Annotated in this window: 15 protein-coding genes and 1 other RNA gene; all 16 read left to right on the top strand. The window is 63.1% G+C overall.

The annotated features are described in order from the left end of the window. Positions 1 to 203 precede the first annotated feature (203 nt). The 16 genes from LPJGGPFB_RS14950 to LPJGGPFB_RS14875 all read left to right on the top strand — a co-directional run bounded on the left by LPJGGPFB_RS14950 (position 204) and on the right by LPJGGPFB_RS14875 (position 17,704). Positions 204 to 731 carry a lytic transglycosylase domain-containing protein gene (locus tag LPJGGPFB_RS14950; protein WP_173420616.1) on the top strand — a complete coding sequence of 176 codons (528 nt, stop codon included), beginning with the start codon at positions 204 to 206 and terminating at the stop codon, positions 729 to 731. 314 nt (positions 732 to 1,045) lie between these two features. After that, positions 1,046 to 2,236, top strand: coding sequence for an NAD(P)/FAD-dependent oxidoreductase (locus LPJGGPFB_RS14945; protein WP_173420615.1), 1,191 nt, complete (start codon positions 1,046 to 1,048; stop codon positions 2,234 to 2,236). Between the two features lie 89 nt (positions 2,237 to 2,325). Beyond that, positions 2,326 to 2,725: RNase P RNA component class A (gene rnpB / locus LPJGGPFB_RS14940), an RNA gene on the top strand. Positions 2,726 to 3,216: 491 nt separating this feature from the next. Then, positions 3,217 to 3,657, top strand: a complete 441-nt coding sequence (gene mraZ, locus LPJGGPFB_RS14935; protein ID WP_112810281.1) for a division/cell wall cluster transcriptional repressor MraZ — start codon at positions 3,217 to 3,219, stop codon at positions 3,655 to 3,657. A gap of 14 nt (positions 3,658 to 3,671) precedes the next feature. Beyond that, positions 3,672 to 4,697: a 16S rRNA (cytosine(1402)-N(4))-methyltransferase RsmH gene (gene rsmH, locus LPJGGPFB_RS14930; RefSeq protein ID WP_173420614.1), complete on the top strand. Its 1,026-nt coding sequence runs from the start codon at positions 3,672 to 3,674 to the stop codon at positions 4,695 to 4,697. 7 nt (positions 4,698 to 4,704) lie between these two features. Next, the gene (gene ftsL / locus LPJGGPFB_RS14925) at positions 4,705 to 5,088 is read left to right on the top strand and encodes a cell division protein FtsL (protein ID WP_173420613.1); all 384 of its coding nucleotides are present in this window, start codon (positions 4,705 to 4,707) and stop codon (positions 5,086 to 5,088) included. Then, the gene (locus LPJGGPFB_RS14920) at positions 5,088 to 6,836 is read left to right on the top strand and encodes a peptidoglycan D,D-transpeptidase FtsI family protein (protein ID WP_173420612.1); all 1,749 of its coding nucleotides are present in this window, start codon (positions 5,088 to 5,090) and stop codon (positions 6,834 to 6,836) included. Before ftsL ends, LPJGGPFB_RS14920 begins: the two co-directional genes overlap by 1 nt. Positions 6,837 to 6,904: 68 nt before the next feature. After that, positions 6,905 to 8,368 (top strand): UDP-N-acetylmuramoyl-L-alanyl-D-glutamate--2,6-diaminopimelate ligase, encoded by a 1,464-nt coding sequence (locus tag LPJGGPFB_RS14915; protein ID WP_173420611.1) that lies wholly within the window; start codon positions 6,905 to 6,907, stop codon positions 8,366 to 8,368. A gap of 1 nt (position 8,369) precedes the next feature. Next, on the top strand, positions 8,370 to 9,809 hold the full coding sequence (locus LPJGGPFB_RS14910; protein ID WP_173420610.1) for a UDP-N-acetylmuramoylalanyl-D-glutamyl-2,6-diaminopimelate--D-alanyl-D-alanine ligase: 1,440 nt from the start codon (positions 8,370 to 8,372) through the stop codon (positions 9,807 to 9,809). A 236-nt stretch (positions 9,810 to 10,045) separates the two neighbouring features. Next, complete coding sequence (gene mraY / locus LPJGGPFB_RS14905) at positions 10,046 to 11,146, top strand: phospho-N-acetylmuramoyl-pentapeptide-transferase (protein ID WP_077499958.1); 1,101 nt, start codon at positions 10,046 to 10,048, stop codon at positions 11,144 to 11,146. A 7-nt stretch (positions 11,147 to 11,153) separates the two neighbouring features. Beyond that, positions 11,154 to 12,545, top strand: a complete 1,392-nt coding sequence (gene murD, locus LPJGGPFB_RS14900; RefSeq protein WP_173420609.1) for a UDP-N-acetylmuramoyl-L-alanine--D-glutamate ligase — start codon at positions 11,154 to 11,156, stop codon at positions 12,543 to 12,545. A gap of 101 nt (positions 12,546 to 12,646) precedes the next feature. After that, the gene (gene ftsW / locus LPJGGPFB_RS14895; RefSeq protein WP_112810274.1) at positions 12,647 to 13,801 is read left to right on the top strand and encodes a putative lipid II flippase FtsW; all 1,155 of its coding nucleotides are present in this window, start codon (positions 12,647 to 12,649) and stop codon (positions 13,799 to 13,801) included. A 3-nt stretch (positions 13,802 to 13,804) separates the two neighbouring features. Further along, the gene (gene murG / locus LPJGGPFB_RS14890; protein ID WP_173420608.1) at positions 13,805 to 14,929 is read left to right on the top strand and encodes an undecaprenyldiphospho-muramoylpentapeptide beta-N-acetylglucosaminyltransferase; all 1,125 of its coding nucleotides are present in this window, start codon (positions 13,805 to 13,807) and stop codon (positions 14,927 to 14,929) included. Further along, on the top strand, positions 14,926 to 16,335 hold the full coding sequence (gene murC / locus LPJGGPFB_RS14885) for a UDP-N-acetylmuramate--L-alanine ligase (RefSeq protein ID WP_173420607.1): 1,410 nt from the start codon (positions 14,926 to 14,928) through the stop codon (positions 16,333 to 16,335). Before murG ends, murC begins: the two co-directional genes overlap by 4 nt. Positions 16,336 to 16,337: 2 nt before the next feature. Beyond that, positions 16,338 to 17,312: a UDP-N-acetylmuramate dehydrogenase gene (gene murB, locus LPJGGPFB_RS14880; protein WP_173420606.1), complete on the top strand. Its 975-nt coding sequence runs from the start codon at positions 16,338 to 16,340 to the stop codon at positions 17,310 to 17,312. 239 nt (positions 17,313 to 17,551) lie between these two features. After that, positions 17,552 to 17,704: a hypothetical protein gene (locus tag LPJGGPFB_RS14875; RefSeq protein ID WP_173420605.1), complete on the top strand. Its 153-nt coding sequence runs from the start codon at positions 17,552 to 17,554 to the stop codon at positions 17,702 to 17,704. Positions 17,705 to 17,865 lie beyond the last annotated feature (161 nt).

Raw genomic sequence — 17,865 nt, 5'->3', positions numbered from 1 at the left:
ATTAGCTTTTCCGGTCATTTCCGCACAAATTTGCTGCGTTGCCACATGTTTACCATGATGCGGCATTCATTTGCCGCTCATTGAAACTGCAGGAAACGCAAGGGCAAGACGCTCCTTCCTGTCAATGAAACGATCGGGAAGTGAGGCTCGAACGGCGGGGTGCGCCGTGCTGTCCATTCCCCAGACCGGAGACTTCAAGCTACATGAGAATATCGTCTGTTGCTGCGGTGGCGGCATGCCTTGGCATGTTCTTCGCCGGGATTGGTACGTCGTATGCGGGGAACGTCGACAAGACCATCAAGACCTCATCCCTCAAGTCAGTTACACGGACGACAGGCTACCCGAATCCACAGCTCGCACAGGGCACGCAGTACACCATCCTGATCCAGTCCTATGCCAAGCAGTACGGCGTTCCGATCGATCTGGCCCATGCGATCGTCAAGGTCGAAAGCAACTTCAACCCGAAGGCTCGCGGCAGCGCCGGTGAAATCGGCCTGATGCAGATCAAACCCGCAACGGCACGCATGATGGGCTACTCCGGCTCCTCCAACGGTCTCTACGATCCGGAAACGAACATCAAGTTCGGCATGAAGTATCTCGCCATGGCGCATGAGCTTTCCGGCGGAACCACTTGCGGCACGGTCCTGAAGTACAATGCCGGCCATGGTGCCAAGCGCATGAACCCGGTTTCCAAGCGTTACTGCGGCAAGGTTCAGAGCATCATCGACTGATCGATGCCGATCGTAGGGCGCGCCTGATCGTGCGCGCAAAGCACGCTTCATCGATTGAAGCGTGCGGCTTCATCGGTCGAAGCGTGCAGCATGACCTCCTCGCATCGGTCGACGCCGGCACGAGGAAGGGCCCCGGTTCAGGGGCATTGTTTCCGTCGAATACCGAGCATCAACCGCCGGCTGTCTTCAAGCGGTGGCGGGTGCTCCAGCCGGACAGGTCTCGCGTTCCGGCGACCTTCAAAACGTAATGCAACCGCAGTGCCATATCTGCGCCGGCATGCTATCCAGACCTGATCGAAATGGTGAGGACGGACATGTCGGAAAGCTTTGATTTCATCGTTGTCGGCAAAGGCATGATGGGGGCGGCGGCAGCGCGGCACCTGGCGCTCTCGGGCGCTCGGGTGGCTCTCGTCGGGCCGGACGAGCCCGGCGACTGGGCCAATCACGGCGGCGTCTTTTCCAGCCACTACGACAATGCCCGCATCACACGCACGATCGACGACGATCCGGTCTGGGCGCGGCTCGCCAAGCGTTCCATCGACCGTTACGACGAGATCGCCGCTCAAAGTGGCGTCGACTTCTATGCCGAAGTCGGCTGCCTGATCGCCGGGCCGGCGCCGGGCGGCAGCTACGACTATATCGAGAAGGTGGCCAAGGCGCGCGACGCGCTTGGCGTCGAGGCGCCGCTTCTCGAGCAGGGCGCCCTTTCCGAACGCTTTCCCTGGTTCCGTTTTCCCGAAGGTTTTGCCGGCATTCACGAGGCGCAAGGGGCCGGATACATCAATCCGCGCGCGTTGGTGCTGGCGCAAACGATCTGCGCGGGAAAGGCCGGCGCACGGATCGTGCGCAGCGAAGTGGCCTCGGTATCCGAGGCCGGCGACCGCGTCGTGGTCACAACCGTCGATGGCGCCACGTTTGGTGCTGGGCGGGTGATCGTTGCTGCGGGCGGGTTCTCTCTTTCCGACACGCTTCTTCCCCGGCCGATCGACCTTGTCGTCAAGGCGCGTACCGTATTTTTTGCGGAGGTCGCAGCCGGCGATCTTTCGACCTATGACCACATGCCATCGCTGATCGGCGCGGCACCGGAGCAGGCCAAGAGCTACTATCTGCTGCCGCCGGTCGCTTACGCCGACGGCAAGCACTATATCAAGATCGGCGGCGATCCGACCGATCGCGTGCTCGACAGCGAGCCCGCGGTGCGCGCCTGGTTCCGCGGCAGCGCTGGCGCCGGGGCGGCTGCGCACATGGGCGGGCTGCTTGCCGAGGTGATGCCCGGCTTCAAGCCGGCTTCGACGCATTTCAGACCCTGCGTGACGTCGTTCACCCGCCATGGTTTTCCCTATATCGGCTTTGCCGGCAGCGACCGCATCGCTGTGGTGACCGGCGGCAACGGCCAGGCAGCGAAAAGCTCCGACGAGATCGGCCGGCTCGGCGCCGTGCTGGTGGCCGAGGGCCGGATCGACGACCCGGCCTATGAAACGGATTTCGCCGTGGCTTTCCGCTGAACGTGAAAGCGCGGGTGGGCGAGCGTTGAAACGCCGGGCCTGCCGTTTTTCTCTGGCGCTCGGCTTCCCGGTCGTTTAAGGACCGCCTGCCAGTTGGCCGGGCAGCCGCGCTCCGCAAGTGCCGAAAGGCCGCGGGGGGAGGAAAGTCCGGGCTCCACGGAAGTACGGTGCCGGATAACGTCCGGCGAGGGCGACCTCAGGGAAAGTGCCACAGAAAGCAAACCGCTCCGCTTGCGGAGTAAGGGTGAAAGGGTGGGGTAAGAGCCCACCGCGGACATGGCGACATGGACGGCACGGCAAACCCCACCGGGAGCAAGACCGAATAGGGATGACGCGGACGCGCAAGCGTCCAGCCTGTTTCCGGGCCAGTCATCCGGGTGGGTTGCAAGAGGCTGCGTGCAAACGTAGTCCCAGATGAATGGCTGCCACGTTCCGTTGTCTTCGGGCAATGGGGCCATACAGAACCCGGCTTACAGGCCAACTGGCGATTTTTCCTTTTTCTCAGCGGTGTCGCGCGCTTCGAGACGCGCAGGCGCAACCATGTTCAGGCGGGTATCGTTTCGATGCCGAACCGGATGAAGCGATCAGAAATCGCGCAGGGAAATCCTGCTCCCCCGCTTTGCTGCATTCTTTCTCACATTCTGATTTCTCAACGATTTGAAGCCGTTTGACCGTCGCATTCCAGGGCAGCGGGGGTCGCTTCGTAACGCTTCGTTAAACTTAACAACCTATCAATATTTGATCAGCTACCCGGCTGTTCAAGAGCCAATCCCATTGACGCCCATATGGTCCCATGATATCCCATAATGGTACTGCGCAAGGGCCGCTTCGTGGCCCATCATCGCAAGATTCCAGGGTCTCCCGGCATCGGGAGATGGGCGGGCATGTTGGTGTCCGGCGGGGGCGTTTTGTGAGCGTGGTCGAGTGTTCTCGCGGGTCGATGATTATGGCCCGTCAGTCTTGGGCGGCCGTTTCGAGTCATGAACCGCTTCTTGTCAAATGCCACCAATCGGATCGATGCAAAGGGGCGGGTGTCCGTGCCTTCGGCGTTTCGTTCCGTTCTGTCGGATGGGGGCGTCCGGGAGCTATACTGTTTTCAGGACTTCGTCTTTCCGGCGATCAGTGTCGGCGGGCCGGAGCTTCTGGACCGGTTCGAGAGGCAGATGGCGGTCGAGGATCCATTTTCTCCGGCTGCCAACGAGATGTCGCTGCTCGTTCATGGGGGCGGGGTCTTCGTCAAGCTCGATCCGGAAGGCCGGTTGATGGTGACGGATTTCATCCGCGACTTCACCGGTATCTCGACCGACGTGATGTTCGTCGGGCGGGGCGATTATTTTCAGCTCTGGGAGCCGCAGGCCTTTCAAAAGGCGCAGGCGGCAGCCCGGGAAGGGCGCAAGTCACGGGGGCTGCGTCCGGAATAGAATGGAGAGGCGGAATGGTGACGGAACAAGGCGGAGGAGCTTCTGAAGCCGATGGCGGACCGGTTCGTCACATTCCCGTCCTCCTGAACGAGGTTCTCGCAGCACTCGAGCCGGCTCCCGGCAAGGTCATTCTCGACGGCACGTTCGGTGCCGGCGGTTATGCGTCCGCCATCCTTAATGCCGGTGCCGATGTGATCGCGCTCGACCGCGACCCGACGGCGATCGCCGCGGGCCAGTCGATGGTCGCGGCCTCCGGCGGCAGGCTCAAGCTCATTCATTCGCGCTTTTCCGAACTTGCCGAGCATGCGCCAGCTGGCAGCCTTGACGGCGTGGTGCTCGACATCGGCGTGTCGTCGATGCAGATCGACGAGGCCGAGCGCGGCTTCTCCTTCCAGAGGAAGGGTCCGCTCGATATGCGCATGTCGGCCGCCGGTGTCTCCGCTGCCGACGTTGTCAACCGGGCCAAGGTTTCCGATCTCATTCGCATCTTCGGTTTTCTCGGTGAGGAAAAGCAGTCGGGCCGCATTGCCCGCGCCATCGAGAAGCGCCGCGCCGAAACGCCGTTTGAAACCACCCGCGATCTCGCCGGGCTGATCGAAATCGTCACGCCGCGCAAGGCCAAGGACAAGATCCATCCGGCAACGCGCGTTTTCCAGGCGCTGCGCATCTTCGTCAACGACGAGCTCGGCGAACTCGCCCAGGTGCTCTTTGCTGCCGAGCGGGCGCTGAAGCCGGGCGGTCGGCTCGTGGTCGTCACCTTCCATTCCCTTGAAGACCGGATCGTCAAGGCCTTCTTCCAGGATCGCTCGGGCAAGGCCGCCGGTTCGCGGCATCTGCCGCTGGTAACCGCGCGGCCGGCAACCTTCACACCAGTTGGAAAGCCTATGGTGGCAGCCAGCGAGGAAGAAGCGTCCCTCAATCCGCGCGCCCGGTCTGCCAAGCTCAGAGCCGGTATCCGCACGGAAGCGCCATCGCCGGGAAACGATCTATCCATTTTCAATCTGCCGGAACTGGCGAGCCTTGCACGGTTGGGGGGCTGAGAGAGATATGCTGCGAACACTCGACATAGTCCTTATCGTCGTCATGACGGCAGCCGCCACGGTCACCTACACGATCAAGCACCAGGCCGAAAACAAGCTTGAGCAGGTGCGCAAGCTCGATGCTGCAATCAAGCTGGAAGAAGACACGATCGATCTTCTGCGTGCTGACTGGGCGCTGCTGACGCAGCCGAACCGGCTGGAGCGTCTGGTCGGAGCCTTCGGTGCCGACCTGCAGCTGGCGCCGACGCCATCGACGCAGCTCGTCCGCCCGCAGGAGCTTCCGATGCTGAAGGCAGACGTTCCGCCGACGGAAGAAGAAAAGAAGCTCGCCGCCGCCAAGGCAGCGGAGCAGACGACCGATAATATCGAAACAGGTTCGGTGGCGCGCTGATGTCGTTTCTCTCCCGCATCATGGTTCTGAAGAGCAAGGCGCATTTCTCCGCCGGCGGCAACAACCTGCCGGCCGAGGCCAAGCTCAACGTCACTTTCCAGGGCACGCGCAAGAAGACCACCAATCAGGCGAAGAACCGTGTGGCGATCATCATCGCCAGCTTCGGCATCGTCTATGCGGTCATCGGTGGCCGGCTGGTGCAATATGGCATGGCGCAGCCGGAGACGGTGTCTAGCATCGGCCGTGCCGACAACCTGATGGCGTCACGCCCCGATATTCTCGATCGAAACGGCGAGATCCTCGCCACCGACATCCGCACGGTTTCGCTCTATGCCGAGCCGCACAAGATCGTCGATGCGGACGAGGCGGTTGAGCGGCTGGCAACGGTTCTGCCTGACATCAACGCCCGCGAAATCTACAACAAGCTGAAGTCGAAATCGCGCTTCCAGTGGCTGCGCCGCCAGCTGACGCCGAAGCAGCAGAGCGAGATCCTGGCGCTCGGCATTCCCGGTGTCGGCTTCCGGCCGGAGAAGCGTCGCTTCTATCCGGGTGGCCCGACCGCCGCCCACATCCTCGGTCACGTCAACATCGACAACCGCGGCGTTGCCGGCATGGAGCGTTACATCGACGGGCAGGGGCTCGCCGATCTCGCCGCCATCGGCATGACCAGCGATGCCAAGCTCGAGCCGGTCAAGCTGTCGATCGACGTCCGCGTGCAGAACATCGTCCGCGACGTCATCGATTCCGGCATGAAGAACTACCAGGCGCTGGCCGCCGGCGCCGTCGTGCTCGACGTGCATACCGGCGAAGTGCTGGCGATGGCGTCCGTCCCCGACTACGACCCGAACAAGCCGGCCGAAGGCGCCGAAGAGGGCTGGATGAACCGCATGTCGAACGGCACGTTCGAAATGGGTTCCACCTTCAAGACCTTCACCATTGCCATGGGTCTCGATTCCGGCAAGGTGACGCTCAACGACAGTTTTGACGCCACGGCGCCGATCCGTATCGGCGGCTTCACCATCAAGGACTTCCACGGCAAGCGCCGCGTGCTGACCGTGCCGGAAATCTTCCAGTATTCGTCGAACATCGGCACGGCCAAGATCGCCGACCTCATCGGCATTCCCGGCCACAAGGAATTTTTGACCCGCATCGGCCTGCTGTCGAAGCTGCCGACCGAGCTGCCGGAGGTCAAATCCCCGAGCCAGCCGCGTGAATGGAAGAAGATCAACTCGATCACCATTTCCTTCGGCCACGGCGTTTCGACGACCCCGTTGCAGACGGCTGTCGCCGGAGCAGCGCTCGTCAACGGCGGCAAGCTGATCCCGCCGACCTTCCTGCCGCGTTCGGAAGAGCAAGCGGACGAACTGGCAACCACGGTCGTCAAGAAGAGCACCAGCGACGACATGCGCTTCTTGCTTCGCTGGAACGGCATCGCCGGCTCGGGCAAGCGCGCGCAGGTGCCGGGCTTCAACGTCGGCGGCAAGACCGGCACGGCCGACAAGGTCGTCAACGGTCGCTATGCCAGCGACCAGAACTTCAACGCCTTTCTTGCAGCCTTTCCGATCGACAATCCGAAGTACATCGTGCTGACCTTCATCGATGCGCCGAAGACCGGCGAAGGCGGCGGACGGACCGCCGGTTCGAATGCCGCGCCCATGGTTCGCGACATCATCAGCCGCTCCGCACCGCTTCTCGGCGTCGAACCGAAGTTCGGAGAAGATGGTTCTGCCATGCTTGTGTCTTATTAGGCATGAAATGAGAATGCGGGACGATTCGCGATTCCAGCGGATCGAGAGCGATGTGAGACGTGCGGTTCATGAAGATAAAAGACCTGGCGGGAACGAGCTTCCCTGAACTTTCTGCGCAACTGGATGGCGCTTCCTCTGCGATCGAGGTTGCCGGCATCACGGCCGACAGTCGGCAGGTGCAGCCAGGAGATCTTTTCGTCGCCGTTTCCGGCAGCAAGGCAAACGGCAACACCTATATCGCCGATGCGCTTTCGCGCGGCGCAGTCGCCGTGGTTGCCGAGAGCAATGCGAAACCGGATGGAACCTCCGCGCCCGTTCTCTCGCTCGCCAATCCGCGCGCCTTCCTCGCGCGCGCTGCCGCCGCCTTCTACGGCCGCCAGCCCGAGACGATGGTGGCGGTGACGGGGACTGCCGGCAAGACCTCGGTCGCTTCCTTCACCCGGCAGATCTGGGCGCATTCCGGCCTTGCCGCTGCGATGATCGGCACCACGGGCGTGGTTGCGCCCGGCCGCAACGACTATGGCTCGCTGACCACGCCCGACCCTGTCTCCCTGCACAAGCTTCTGGCCGAACTCGCCGACGCCGGCGTCACCCATGCTGCGATGGAAGCTTCGAGCCACGGCCTCGACCAGAGCCGTCTCGACGGCGTCAGGCTTTCGGCCGCCGCCTTCACCAATCTCGGTCGCGACCACATGGATTATCATCCGACGGTCGAGCACTACATGGCCTCGAAGATGCGGCTGTTCGATGCGCTGTTGCCGAAGGGTGCTCCGGCGGTGATCTTTGCCGACGACCAGTGGTCGGAGCAGGCGATCGCCGCTGCCCGCAAAGCCAAGCTCGACGTGCGCACCGTCGGCCGCAAGGGCGATTTCATCTCGCTGAAACGGGTCGAGCATTTCCGCCACAAGCAATCAGCCGAAGTCCATGTCGGCGACGACATCTTCGAAATCCACATTCCGCTGGCTGGCGATTTCCAGGTGGCCAATGCGCTTGTCGCCGCCGGCCTTGCGATCTCCACCGGCATCAGCGCCAAGGCGGCGTTCTCCGCGCTTGAAAAGCTGCAGGGCGCCTCCGGCCGCCTCGAACTGGTCGGCCAGACGCGCGATGGCGCGCTTGCCTATGTCGATTATGCCCACAAGCCGGATGCGCTCGAAAACGTGCTCGCCTCCGTGCGACCGTTCACGACGGGTCGCGTCATCGTTGTCTTCGGCTGCGGCGGCGACCGCGATAAGGGCAAGCGCCCGATCATGGGCGAGATCGCGACGCGGCTTGCCGATGTGGTGATCGTCACCGATGACAATCCGCGCTCGGAAGTCCCTGATGTTATCCGCTCCGAAATCATGGCTGCCGCCCCGGGCGCGACCGAAATCGGCGACCGCGCCGAAGCGATTCGCGCCGCCGTCGGCATGCTTCAAAGCGGCGACACGCTGATCGTCGCCGGCAAGGGACACGAGGAGGGCCAGACGGTCGGTTCCGTCACGCTGCCATTCTCGGATCATGCAGAAGTCCGCAAGGCACTGGGAGGTCTTTGATTTGAACTGGCTCTGGACAAGCAGCGATCTTCTGGCCGCAATGAACGGCCGACCGGTTGGAAACCTGCCCGAAGGAGTAAGCGGCATATCGATCGACAGCCGCTCTGTCGGCAAGGGCGAAGCCTTCTTTGCGATCAAGGGTGACCGGGTCGACGGCCACGATTATGCCGGCCTCGCGCTTGCCAACGGCGCGGCGTTGCTCGTCGTCAGCGAAGGCAAGCTGCCGGCGCTCGGCCGCCTCAGCGCGCCGATGATCGTTGTCGACGACGTGCTCGAGGCAATGATCCGGCTTGGATGTGCTGCGCGCGATCGCAGCGCCGCCAAGATCATTGCCGTCACCGGTTCGGTCGGCAAGACCACCACCAAGGAGATGCTGCGCCACGTGCTGGTGCCGCAAGGCCGCGTGCATGCGTCCGTCGCCTCCTTCAACAATCATTGGGGCGTGCCGCTGACACTGGCGCGCATGCCGGAGGCCACCGATTTCGGCATCTTCGAAATCGGCATGAACCACCCGGACGAGATCCGGCCGCTGACGAAGATGGTCCGCCCGCATGTGGCAATCGTCACCAGCATTGCCGCTGCCCATCTCGGCAACTTCGAAAGTCTCGACCAGATCGCCGAGGCCAAGGCCGAGATCTTCGAGGGCGTCGTCAATGGCGGTCACGCTGTCATCAATCACGACAGTGCTCAGTACAGGCTGCTCGAGAAGGCGGCGGGTGCCGCCGGTGTCAGCTACATTCATTCGTTCGGCGTCAACCCGAAGGCGGAGTTCCGTCTTGTGGAATTTGCCGGCGCTGCGGATGGATCGGTGCTCTGGGCAGCGCTCGGTGGCCGGACGATGGAGATCACCATCGGCGCAGCTGGCCGTCACATTGCCGAAAACGCGCTGGCCGTGCTCGCAGCCGTCAAGCTCGTCGGCGCTGACGTCGATTACGCCGCCTCGTCGCTTGCGACCATGCAGGCCGAAACCGGCAGGGGACGCAGGCATCAGTTGCTGGTCGGCCCCGGCACGCTGACTCTGATCGACGAAAGTTACAACGCCAACCCGACCTCGATGCGCGCGGCGATTTCGCTCTTGCAGGATTCGACACCGGCACCGGGCGGGCGTCGCATCGCCGTGCTCGGCGACATGCTGGAGATGGGCGACCATGCCGTCGAGGTTCACGCGGCACTCGCGAGGCCCCTGTGCGAGGCCGGGATTACCGATGTGTGGCTCGCAGGGCCGTTGATGGCCCACTTGCGCGACGCGCTGCCGCCGGAAGTCTCGGTCGTTTACCGCGAGAGCGTGGAAGAACTGAAGGCCTACGCACTCGGCGCGGTTGCGGCTGGCGACGTGGTGATGATCAAGTCGTCGAAAGGCACGGGCTGCGTCAAGATCGTCCACGCGCTGATCGAAGCCTATCCCGAGCCTGAGGCCGAGGAGAATGAACCGACGGCATGATTGCCCCGGCCGCAGGCGGTCGGCGGGCAATGATGCGACCGAAGACATGACGATAGCGACCGTTGCGCGCCTCATGGCGCGCGCAGCGTTGAGGGTCGCCGCAGATGCCGGTGACGGTGGATACAGCTTTGGGTTAGGCAGCGCGACCTAACACTTTTGTATACAAGCGCGTATCGTTTTTCAGATGATTCTGTTGGACGGTGTCCGATTTTAAACCTTTGGGGAAAGGTCCCTTAATGCTCATCTGGCTCGTGGAACTGGCGGACCACTTTCAATTTTTCAATCTCTTTCGCTACATCACGTTCCGTACCGGTGCAGCGCTTTTCACGTCGGCCTTGATCGTATTTCTGTTCGGACCGCGCATGATCGATTCGCTCCGTATCCGTCAGGGCAAGGGCCAACCCATCCGCGCCGACGGACCCCAGACGCATTTCAAGAAGGCCGGCACGCCGACGATGGGCGGGTTGATGATCCTTGCGGGCATCGTTGTCTCATCGCTTTTGTGGGCCGACCTTTCGAGCGTTTACGTGGTATCGACACTGCTCGTCACGCTCGGCTTTGGCGCCATTGGCTTCTACGATGATTACCTCAAGGTTACGAAGCAGTCGGACAAGGGCTTTTCCGGCAAGGCGCGTCTCGGCTTCGAGTTCATCATCGCCGCCATCGCCGTGTTCTTCATGATGCAGGCGTCGCTTTCGGGCGGCGCTGCCGGTTCGACCTTCGGCTCCTCGGTCACGTTCCCGTTCTTCAAGGACCTGGTGATCAACCTCGGTTACTTCTTCGTGCTGTTCGGCGGTTTCGTCATCGTCGGCGCCGGTAACGCGGTGAACCTGACGGACGGTCTCGACGGGCTTGCCATCGTGCCTGTGATGATTGCGGCGGCCGCCTTCGGCCTCATCGCCTATCTCGCCGGTAACGCCGTTTTCGCCAACTACCTTCAGATCCATTTCGTGCCCGGCACGGGCGAACTGGCCGTCATCCTCGGCGCCGTCATCGGCGCCGGGCTCGGCTTCCTGTGGTTCAACGCACCGCCGGCCGCCATCTTCATGGGCGACACCGGTTCGCTGGCGCTCGGCGGCCTGATCGGCACTGTTGCCGTCGCCGTCAAGCATGAGTTCGTCATGATCATCATCGGCGGCCTGTTCGTCATGGAAACCCTGTCGGTGATCATCCAGGTGTTCTGGTTCAAGCGTACCGGTCGCCGCGTCTTCCTGATGGCGCCGATCCACCACCACTTCGAAAAGAAGGGCTGGACGGAAAGCCAGGTCGTGATCCGCTTCTGGATCATCGCCGTCATCCTGGCGATGGTGGGCCTCTCCACCCTCAAGCTGCGGTGATCGGACGATGATCGCGGTCAGCACATTCAAGGGAAAGAAGGTCGCGCTCTTCGGGCTCGGAGGCTCGGGGCTGGCGACCGCCCAGGCACTCGTTGCCGGCGGAGCCGAGGTTACGGCGTGGGACGACAATCCCGATAGCGTCGCCAAGGCCGGCGCGGCCGGCGTGCCGACCGCGGACCTGCACGGCATCGACTGGCGCACCTACGCCGCCTTCGTTCTGTCTCCCGGCGTGCCGCTGACCCATCCGAAGCCGCACTGGACCGTCGACCTCGCCCATGCGGCCGGCGTCGAGATCATCGGCGATGTCGAGCTCTTCGTGCGCGAGCGCCGGGCGCAGGCGCCCGATTGCCCGTTCATCGCCATCACTGGCACCAACGGCAAGTCGACGACGACGGCGCTGATCGCCCATATCCTCAAGGAAAGCGGTCGCGACACCCAGCTCGGCGGCAATATCGGCACGGCCGTGCTGACACTCGATCCGCCGAAGGCCGGCCGCTTCTACGTGGTCGAGTGCTCGTCCTACCAGATCGATCTCGCGCCGACGCTCAACCCGACAGCCGGCATCCTGCTCAACCTCACGCCCGATCATCTCGACCGCCACGGCACCATGCAGCATTACGCCGATATCAAGGAGCGGCTCGTGGCGGGCAGCGGCACGGCGATCGTCGGCGTCGATGACAGTTTCTCAGCGCTGATTGTCGACCGCGTCGAGCGGGCAGGCACCAAGGTGGTGCGCATCTCGCGCCGGCATGTCCTGGCAGACGGCATCCACGCCGAGGGATCACGCATCCTGCAGGCGCAGGGTGGAACGTCGCGGCTCTTCGTCGACCTCGACGGCATCCAGACGCTGCGCGGCGGCCACAATGCCCAGAATGCGGCAGCCGCAATCGCCGCCTGCCTCGCCGTCGGTGTCAGCGAAGACGAGATCCGCCAGGGGCTGGCAAGTTTCCCCGGGCTGAAGCATCGCATGCAGCCGGTCGGCCGCAAGGGCGCCGTCGTATTCGTCAATGACAGCAAGGCGACCAATGCGGATGCCGCTGCCCCGGCGCTGTCGAGCTATGAACGCATCTACTGGATTGCCGGCGGTCTGCCCAAGGAAGGTGGCATCACCTCGCTGTCGCCGTTCTTCCCGAAGATCGTCAAGGCGTATCTCATCGGCGAGGCGGCACCTGCATTTGCCGCGACGCTCGGCGAGGCGGTGCCCTACGAGATCTCAGGCACGCTGGAAAAGGCCGTGGCGCATGCGGCGGCGGATGCGGAAGGCGACGGCAAGGGCGCTTCGGCGGTGATGTTATCCCCGGCTTGCGCAAGCTTCGACCAGTATAAGAACTTTGAAATACGCGGTGATGCCTTCGTGACCCACGTCAAGGCATTGCAGGGCGTGACGATGCTGATCTGACGCTCGCCTGCTGGCGCGCTCCCGTAGCGCGCGGCAGGTGGCGGTGATGCCGGGGTTTCGGACGTTTGGCGCAATCGCGCCTGATAAAGGGGACTGACAAGATGGTAAGCCGAGCCGAACGTGGCCCTGTGGCCGACTGGTTCTGGACGATCGACAGGTTCTTCCTGGCGACCTTCATCCTGTTGATGGGCGTCGGCTTCATGCTGTCCTTCGCGGCAAGCCCCGCGGTCGCCGAGCGTATCGGCCTCGACAGCTTCCACTTCGTCAAGCGCCACGCCGTGTTCCTGTTGCCGTCGCTTGTGGTGATGGTCGCGATCTCCTTCCTCTCCCCCCGTCAGGTGCGGCGAGCGGCGATCATCCTGCTCGGCGTGTCGCTCTCGATGATGGTGCTGGTCCTGTTCATTGGCCAGGAGGTCAAGGGCTCGATGCGCTGGATCTCGATCGCCGGCATCTCCATCCAGCCCTCCGAATTCATGAAGCCGGCCTTCGTGGTCGTCTGCGCCTGGCTGTTTTCCGAACATGCCCGCCAGCCGGAAATTCCCGGCAACCTTTTTGCCATCCTGCTCTTCGGCATCGTCGGCGCCCTGCTCGTCGCCCAGCCCGACCTTGGCCAGACCATCCTGACGACCGCGGTCTGGGGCGGCATGTTCTTCATGGCCGGCATGCCGTGGCTGTGGATCATCGTGCTTGCGGGTGCTGCCTTCGGCGGCTTCTTCGTCGCCTATACCATGCTGCCGCACGTCGCCGGCCGTATCGACAAGTTCCTGACCGGGGAAGGCGACACCTTCCAGATGGACACGGCGCGCGAGGCGATCATCCGCGGCGACTGGTTCGGTCGTGGTCCGGGCGAAGGCATCGTCAAGCGCATCATTCCCGATAGCCACACCGACTTCGTGTTCTCGGTGGCCGCCGAAGAGTTCGGCATCGTCTTCTGCATGCTGATCGTGATGATCTTTGCCTTCCTGGTGCTGCGCGGCCTCAACCATGCCTTCCGCGAGCGCAACGACTTCAACCGTTTTGCCGTCGCCGGCCTCGTGCTTCAGATCGGCATCCAATCGATGATCAACATCGGCGTGAACCTCGAACTGCTTCCGGCCAAGGGCATGACCCTGCCGCTGATCTCCTATGGCGGTTCGTCCATGGTGGCGATCTGCGTCACCGCCGGCTTCATCCTGGCGCTCACGCGCCATCGCCCGGAGAAGCGCGCCGTGGAGCGCAGCCTGTTTCGGTCCGGCATCGGCGTGCCGGCGGAGTAAAGTATGACCAAAGGCATCATCCTTCTTGCCGCCGGGGGAACCGGCGGCCATCTGTTTCCAGCCGAGGCGCTGGCCCACGAGCTGAAAGCCAACGGCTATTCGGTGCATCTGGTGACGGACAGCCGTGCGGAACGTTTCGCCGGCAAGTTTCCGGCCGACGAGGTGCATGTGGTACCGTCGGCGACCATCGGCTCGAAGAACCCCATCCATGTCGTGCGTTCGCTGTGGACGCTGTGGACCGGCATGCGCGCCGCGCGCCGGCTGATCGCCCGCCTGCGGCCGAAGGCCGTCGTCGGCTTCGGCGGCTACCCGACCGTGCCGCCGCTTCTGGCTGCGACCGGCATGGGCGTGCCGTCGATGATCCACGAGCAGAACGCTGTCATGGGCCGCGCCAACAAGGCGCTCGCCTCCCGCGTCAAGGCGATTGCCGGCGGCTTCCTGCCTGAAGGAACCGGCGCCTTTGCAGCAAAGACGGTGACGACGGGCAATCCGGTGCGCCCCGCGGTGCTCGAGGCCGCCAACGTTGCCTATGGCGCTTCAGCGGGCGAAGCACCGTTTCACCTCGTCGTCTTCGGCGGCAGCCAGGGCGCGCAGTATTTCTCGAAGGCTGTTCCGCAGGCGATCTGCCGTCTCGACGACGCGCTGCGCCAGCGGCTGAAGGTGACGCAGCAGGCGCGTCCGGAAGACCGCGACGGCGTCATTGCCACCTATGAGAAGCTCGGCGTTCCCGCCGACGTCTCGCCGTTCTTCACCGACATGGCCGAGCGTATCGCCGATGCCCAGCTCGTCATCTGCCGCTCCGGCGCATCGACGGTTTCCGAGCTTGCCGTCATCGGCCGGCCGGCGATCCTCGTTCCCTATCCCTATGCGCTCGATCACGACCAGGCGGCCAATGCGGCGGCCATTGCTGCCAAGGGCGGGGCCAAGGTGATCGTCCAGGCGGAGCTGACCGCCGAGCGCCTGGCCGGCATTCTCGCCGATGCCATGGCCAATCCGCAATCGCTGGCGCAGATGGCCGCGCATGCGCGCGAAACCGGAAAGCCGGACGCCGCGCGCTTGCTTGCGAGCATGGTAGAGGCTATTGCCAGCGGTTTGACAGTCGAGACATTCAAGGAAAAACGCTCATGAAAATGCCGAAGACGATCGGTCTGGTCCATTTTATCGGTATCGGCGGTATCGGCATGAGCGGCATTGCCGAGGTTCTGCACAATCTCGGTCACCGGGTGCAGGGCTCCGACCAGTCCGATAGCGCCAATGTCCAGCGCCTGCGCGAAAAGGGCATTGAAGTGTTCGTCGGTCACAAGGCCGAAAACATCGGTGACGCCGAAGTCGTCGTCGTTTCGACGGCGATCAAGAAGGACAACCCCGAACTGATCGCCGCGCGCGAAAAGCTGCTGCCGGTCGTGCGCCGCGCCGAGATGCTGGCCGAGCTGATGCGCTTCCGCAATGCGATCGCCATCGGCGGCACGCACGGCAAGACGACTACGACCTCGATGGTCGCAGCCCTTCTTGATGCCGGCGGCCTCGACCCGACGGTCATCAACGGCGGCATCATCAATGCCTACGGCACCAATGCCCGCATGGGCGAGGGCGAGTGGATGGTGGTGGAGGCCGACGAATCCGACGGCACGTTCCTGAAGCTGCCGGCAGACGTCGCTATCGTCACCAATATCGACCCCGAGCATCTCGACCACTATGGCAATTTCGACGCCGTGCGCGCAGCGTTCCGCCAGTTCGTCGAGAACGTGCCGTTCTACGGCTTCGGCGTGCTTTGCCTCGATCACCCCGAAGTGCAGACCATGGTCAGCAAGATCGAGGATCGCAAGGTCGTCACCTACGGCGAAAACCCGCAAGCCGACGTGCGCTTCCACAATATCCGCATGGATGGCGCCACCTCCGTCTTCGACGTCGAGATCCGCCGCCGCCGGACCGGCCAGGTGATCACTATGAAGGATCTGCGCCTGCCGATGCCCGGCCGCCACAACGTCTCGAATGCAACGGCTGCAATCGCGGTTGCCCAGCGCCTGGGTGTCAGCCCGGAAGCGATCGCCAAGGGGCTTGCCTCTTTCGGCGGCGTCAAGCGCCGCTTCACCTTTACCGGCGACTGGAACGGCGTGCGCGTCTATGACGACTACGGCCACCATCCGGTCGAGATCAAGGCGGTGCTGCGGGCCGCGCGCGAGGCCTGCCAGGGCCGGATCATCGCCGTGCACCAGCCGCACCGCTACTCGCGGCTTGCGAGCCTGTTTGAAGATTTTTCCGCCTGCTTCAACGACGCCGATACGATCCTGATCGCGCCTGTCTATGCGGCGGGTGAAGATGCCATCGACGGCATCAACGCCGAAGAGCTTGTCAATCGCATCAAGGCGGGCGGTCATCGCGACGCCCGGTATGTGGTCGGCCCCGAAACAATCGCGCCGGTTGTCAGCAAGATTGCGCAGCCGGGTGATTTTGTGGTTCTCTTGGGGGCTGGCAGCATCACCTACTGGGCTGCCGCATTGCCACGGGAACTCGCAGACATTTCAGGAAATTGAGTATGAAACAGGTCAACGGTCAGAAACTACTCGAAGCACTCGGAAGCGGGGTCAGCGCCGTTCGCGGCCGCATCACGCCCGATGCGCCGATGGATCGCGTGACCTGGTTCCGCGCCGGCGGTCTTGCCGAGCTGATGTTCCAGCCGCACGACACCGACGATCTCGTCACCTTCCTGAAGCTGGTTCCGGCGGACGTGCCCGTCATGGTCATGGGCGTCGGCTCCAACCTGCTGGTGCGCGACGGCGGCATTCCCGGCGTCGTCATCCGGCTGTCGGCCAAGGGTTTTGGCGATCTCGAACTCGTCGGCGAGAACCGCATCAAGGCCGGCGCGATCTGCCCGGACAAGAACATCGCGGCGATGGCGCTCGATAACGGCATCGGCGGCTTCTACTTCTACTACGGCATTCCCGGTGCCATCGGCGGCGCTCTGCGCATGAATGCCGGCGCCAACGGCTCAGAGACGCGCGAGCGCCTCGTCGAGGTGCATGCGGTCGATCGCCAGGGTAATGCCCATGTGCTGTCGAATGCCGATATGGGCTACGGCTATCGTCATTCCTCGGCGGCGAAGGATTTGATCTTCACGCATGCCATCTTCGAAGGCTATCCCGAGGACAAGAACAAGATCCGCACCGACATGGACGCCGTGCGCCAGCACCGCGAAACCGTGCAGCCGATCCGCGAAAAGACCGGGGGATCGACCTTCAAGAACCCGGAAGGTCACTCTGCCTGGAAGCTGATCGACGAAGCGGGTTGCCGCGGCATGATGATCGGCGGCGCGCAGATGTCGCCGCTGCACTGCAACTTCATGATCAACACCGGCCAAGCGACCGGCTACGAGCTGGAGTATCTCGGCGAGACCGTGCGCAACCGCGTGCTCGAACATTCCGGCGTCCGGCTGGAATGGGAGATCAAGCGCATCGGCACCTTCATGCCGGGCTACGAGATCAAGGAATTCCTCGGCCGCGGCATCGCCTGAGGCTGGAGAGGGTAGCCCAAAAGATTAGGCCGCAGTGGCGACACTGCGGCCCTTTGCTTATCTGGCGAACGGTAGAGCTGCATCACTCTGCTCTGTGGAAGAACTCTGGAATCCCAGCTCTATGATGACGTCCCAGGAGGGAAGCCCGAGTGCGTTGCCTGCAAAAACTGTCACGCGTGAGGTCGCTCTTTTTTCGCGCCCTGTTGGTCAATTTCGCACTCGTCGCGCCAGCCAAGGCAATGGACGAGGTGCGCCTGCGCGCTGCTGTGGCTTCGCTGGGCGACGGTGCTGAAGCGCAGCGTCTCGAAATCGAGGTTGCCGATTTCGTGAAATCAGGCGATCAGGCCGGGCTTATGAAGCTGGCCGAACAGATCGACATGAAGATTTCTTAGGCCGTCTGGATAAGATCCCCAACTTGGAGCAAATCGGGCTTTCTATAGGGCCATGCCATCACGCCAACATTGGCATCAGGCTCATTGCGATATTGATCGCGGACGGCACCCAGCCAGCCATTCGAAATGGTGTGATAATGATCGACGGCACTGAAGTCGAT

This window comes from Ensifer adhaerens (genome assembly GCF_013283195.1).
Classification (GTDB): Bacteria; Pseudomonadota; Alphaproteobacteria; order Rhizobiales; family Rhizobiaceae; genus Ensifer; species Ensifer adhaerens_G.
Note: the sequence above shows the minus strand (reverse complement) of the source record. Positions and strands in the feature narration are given on the sequence as shown.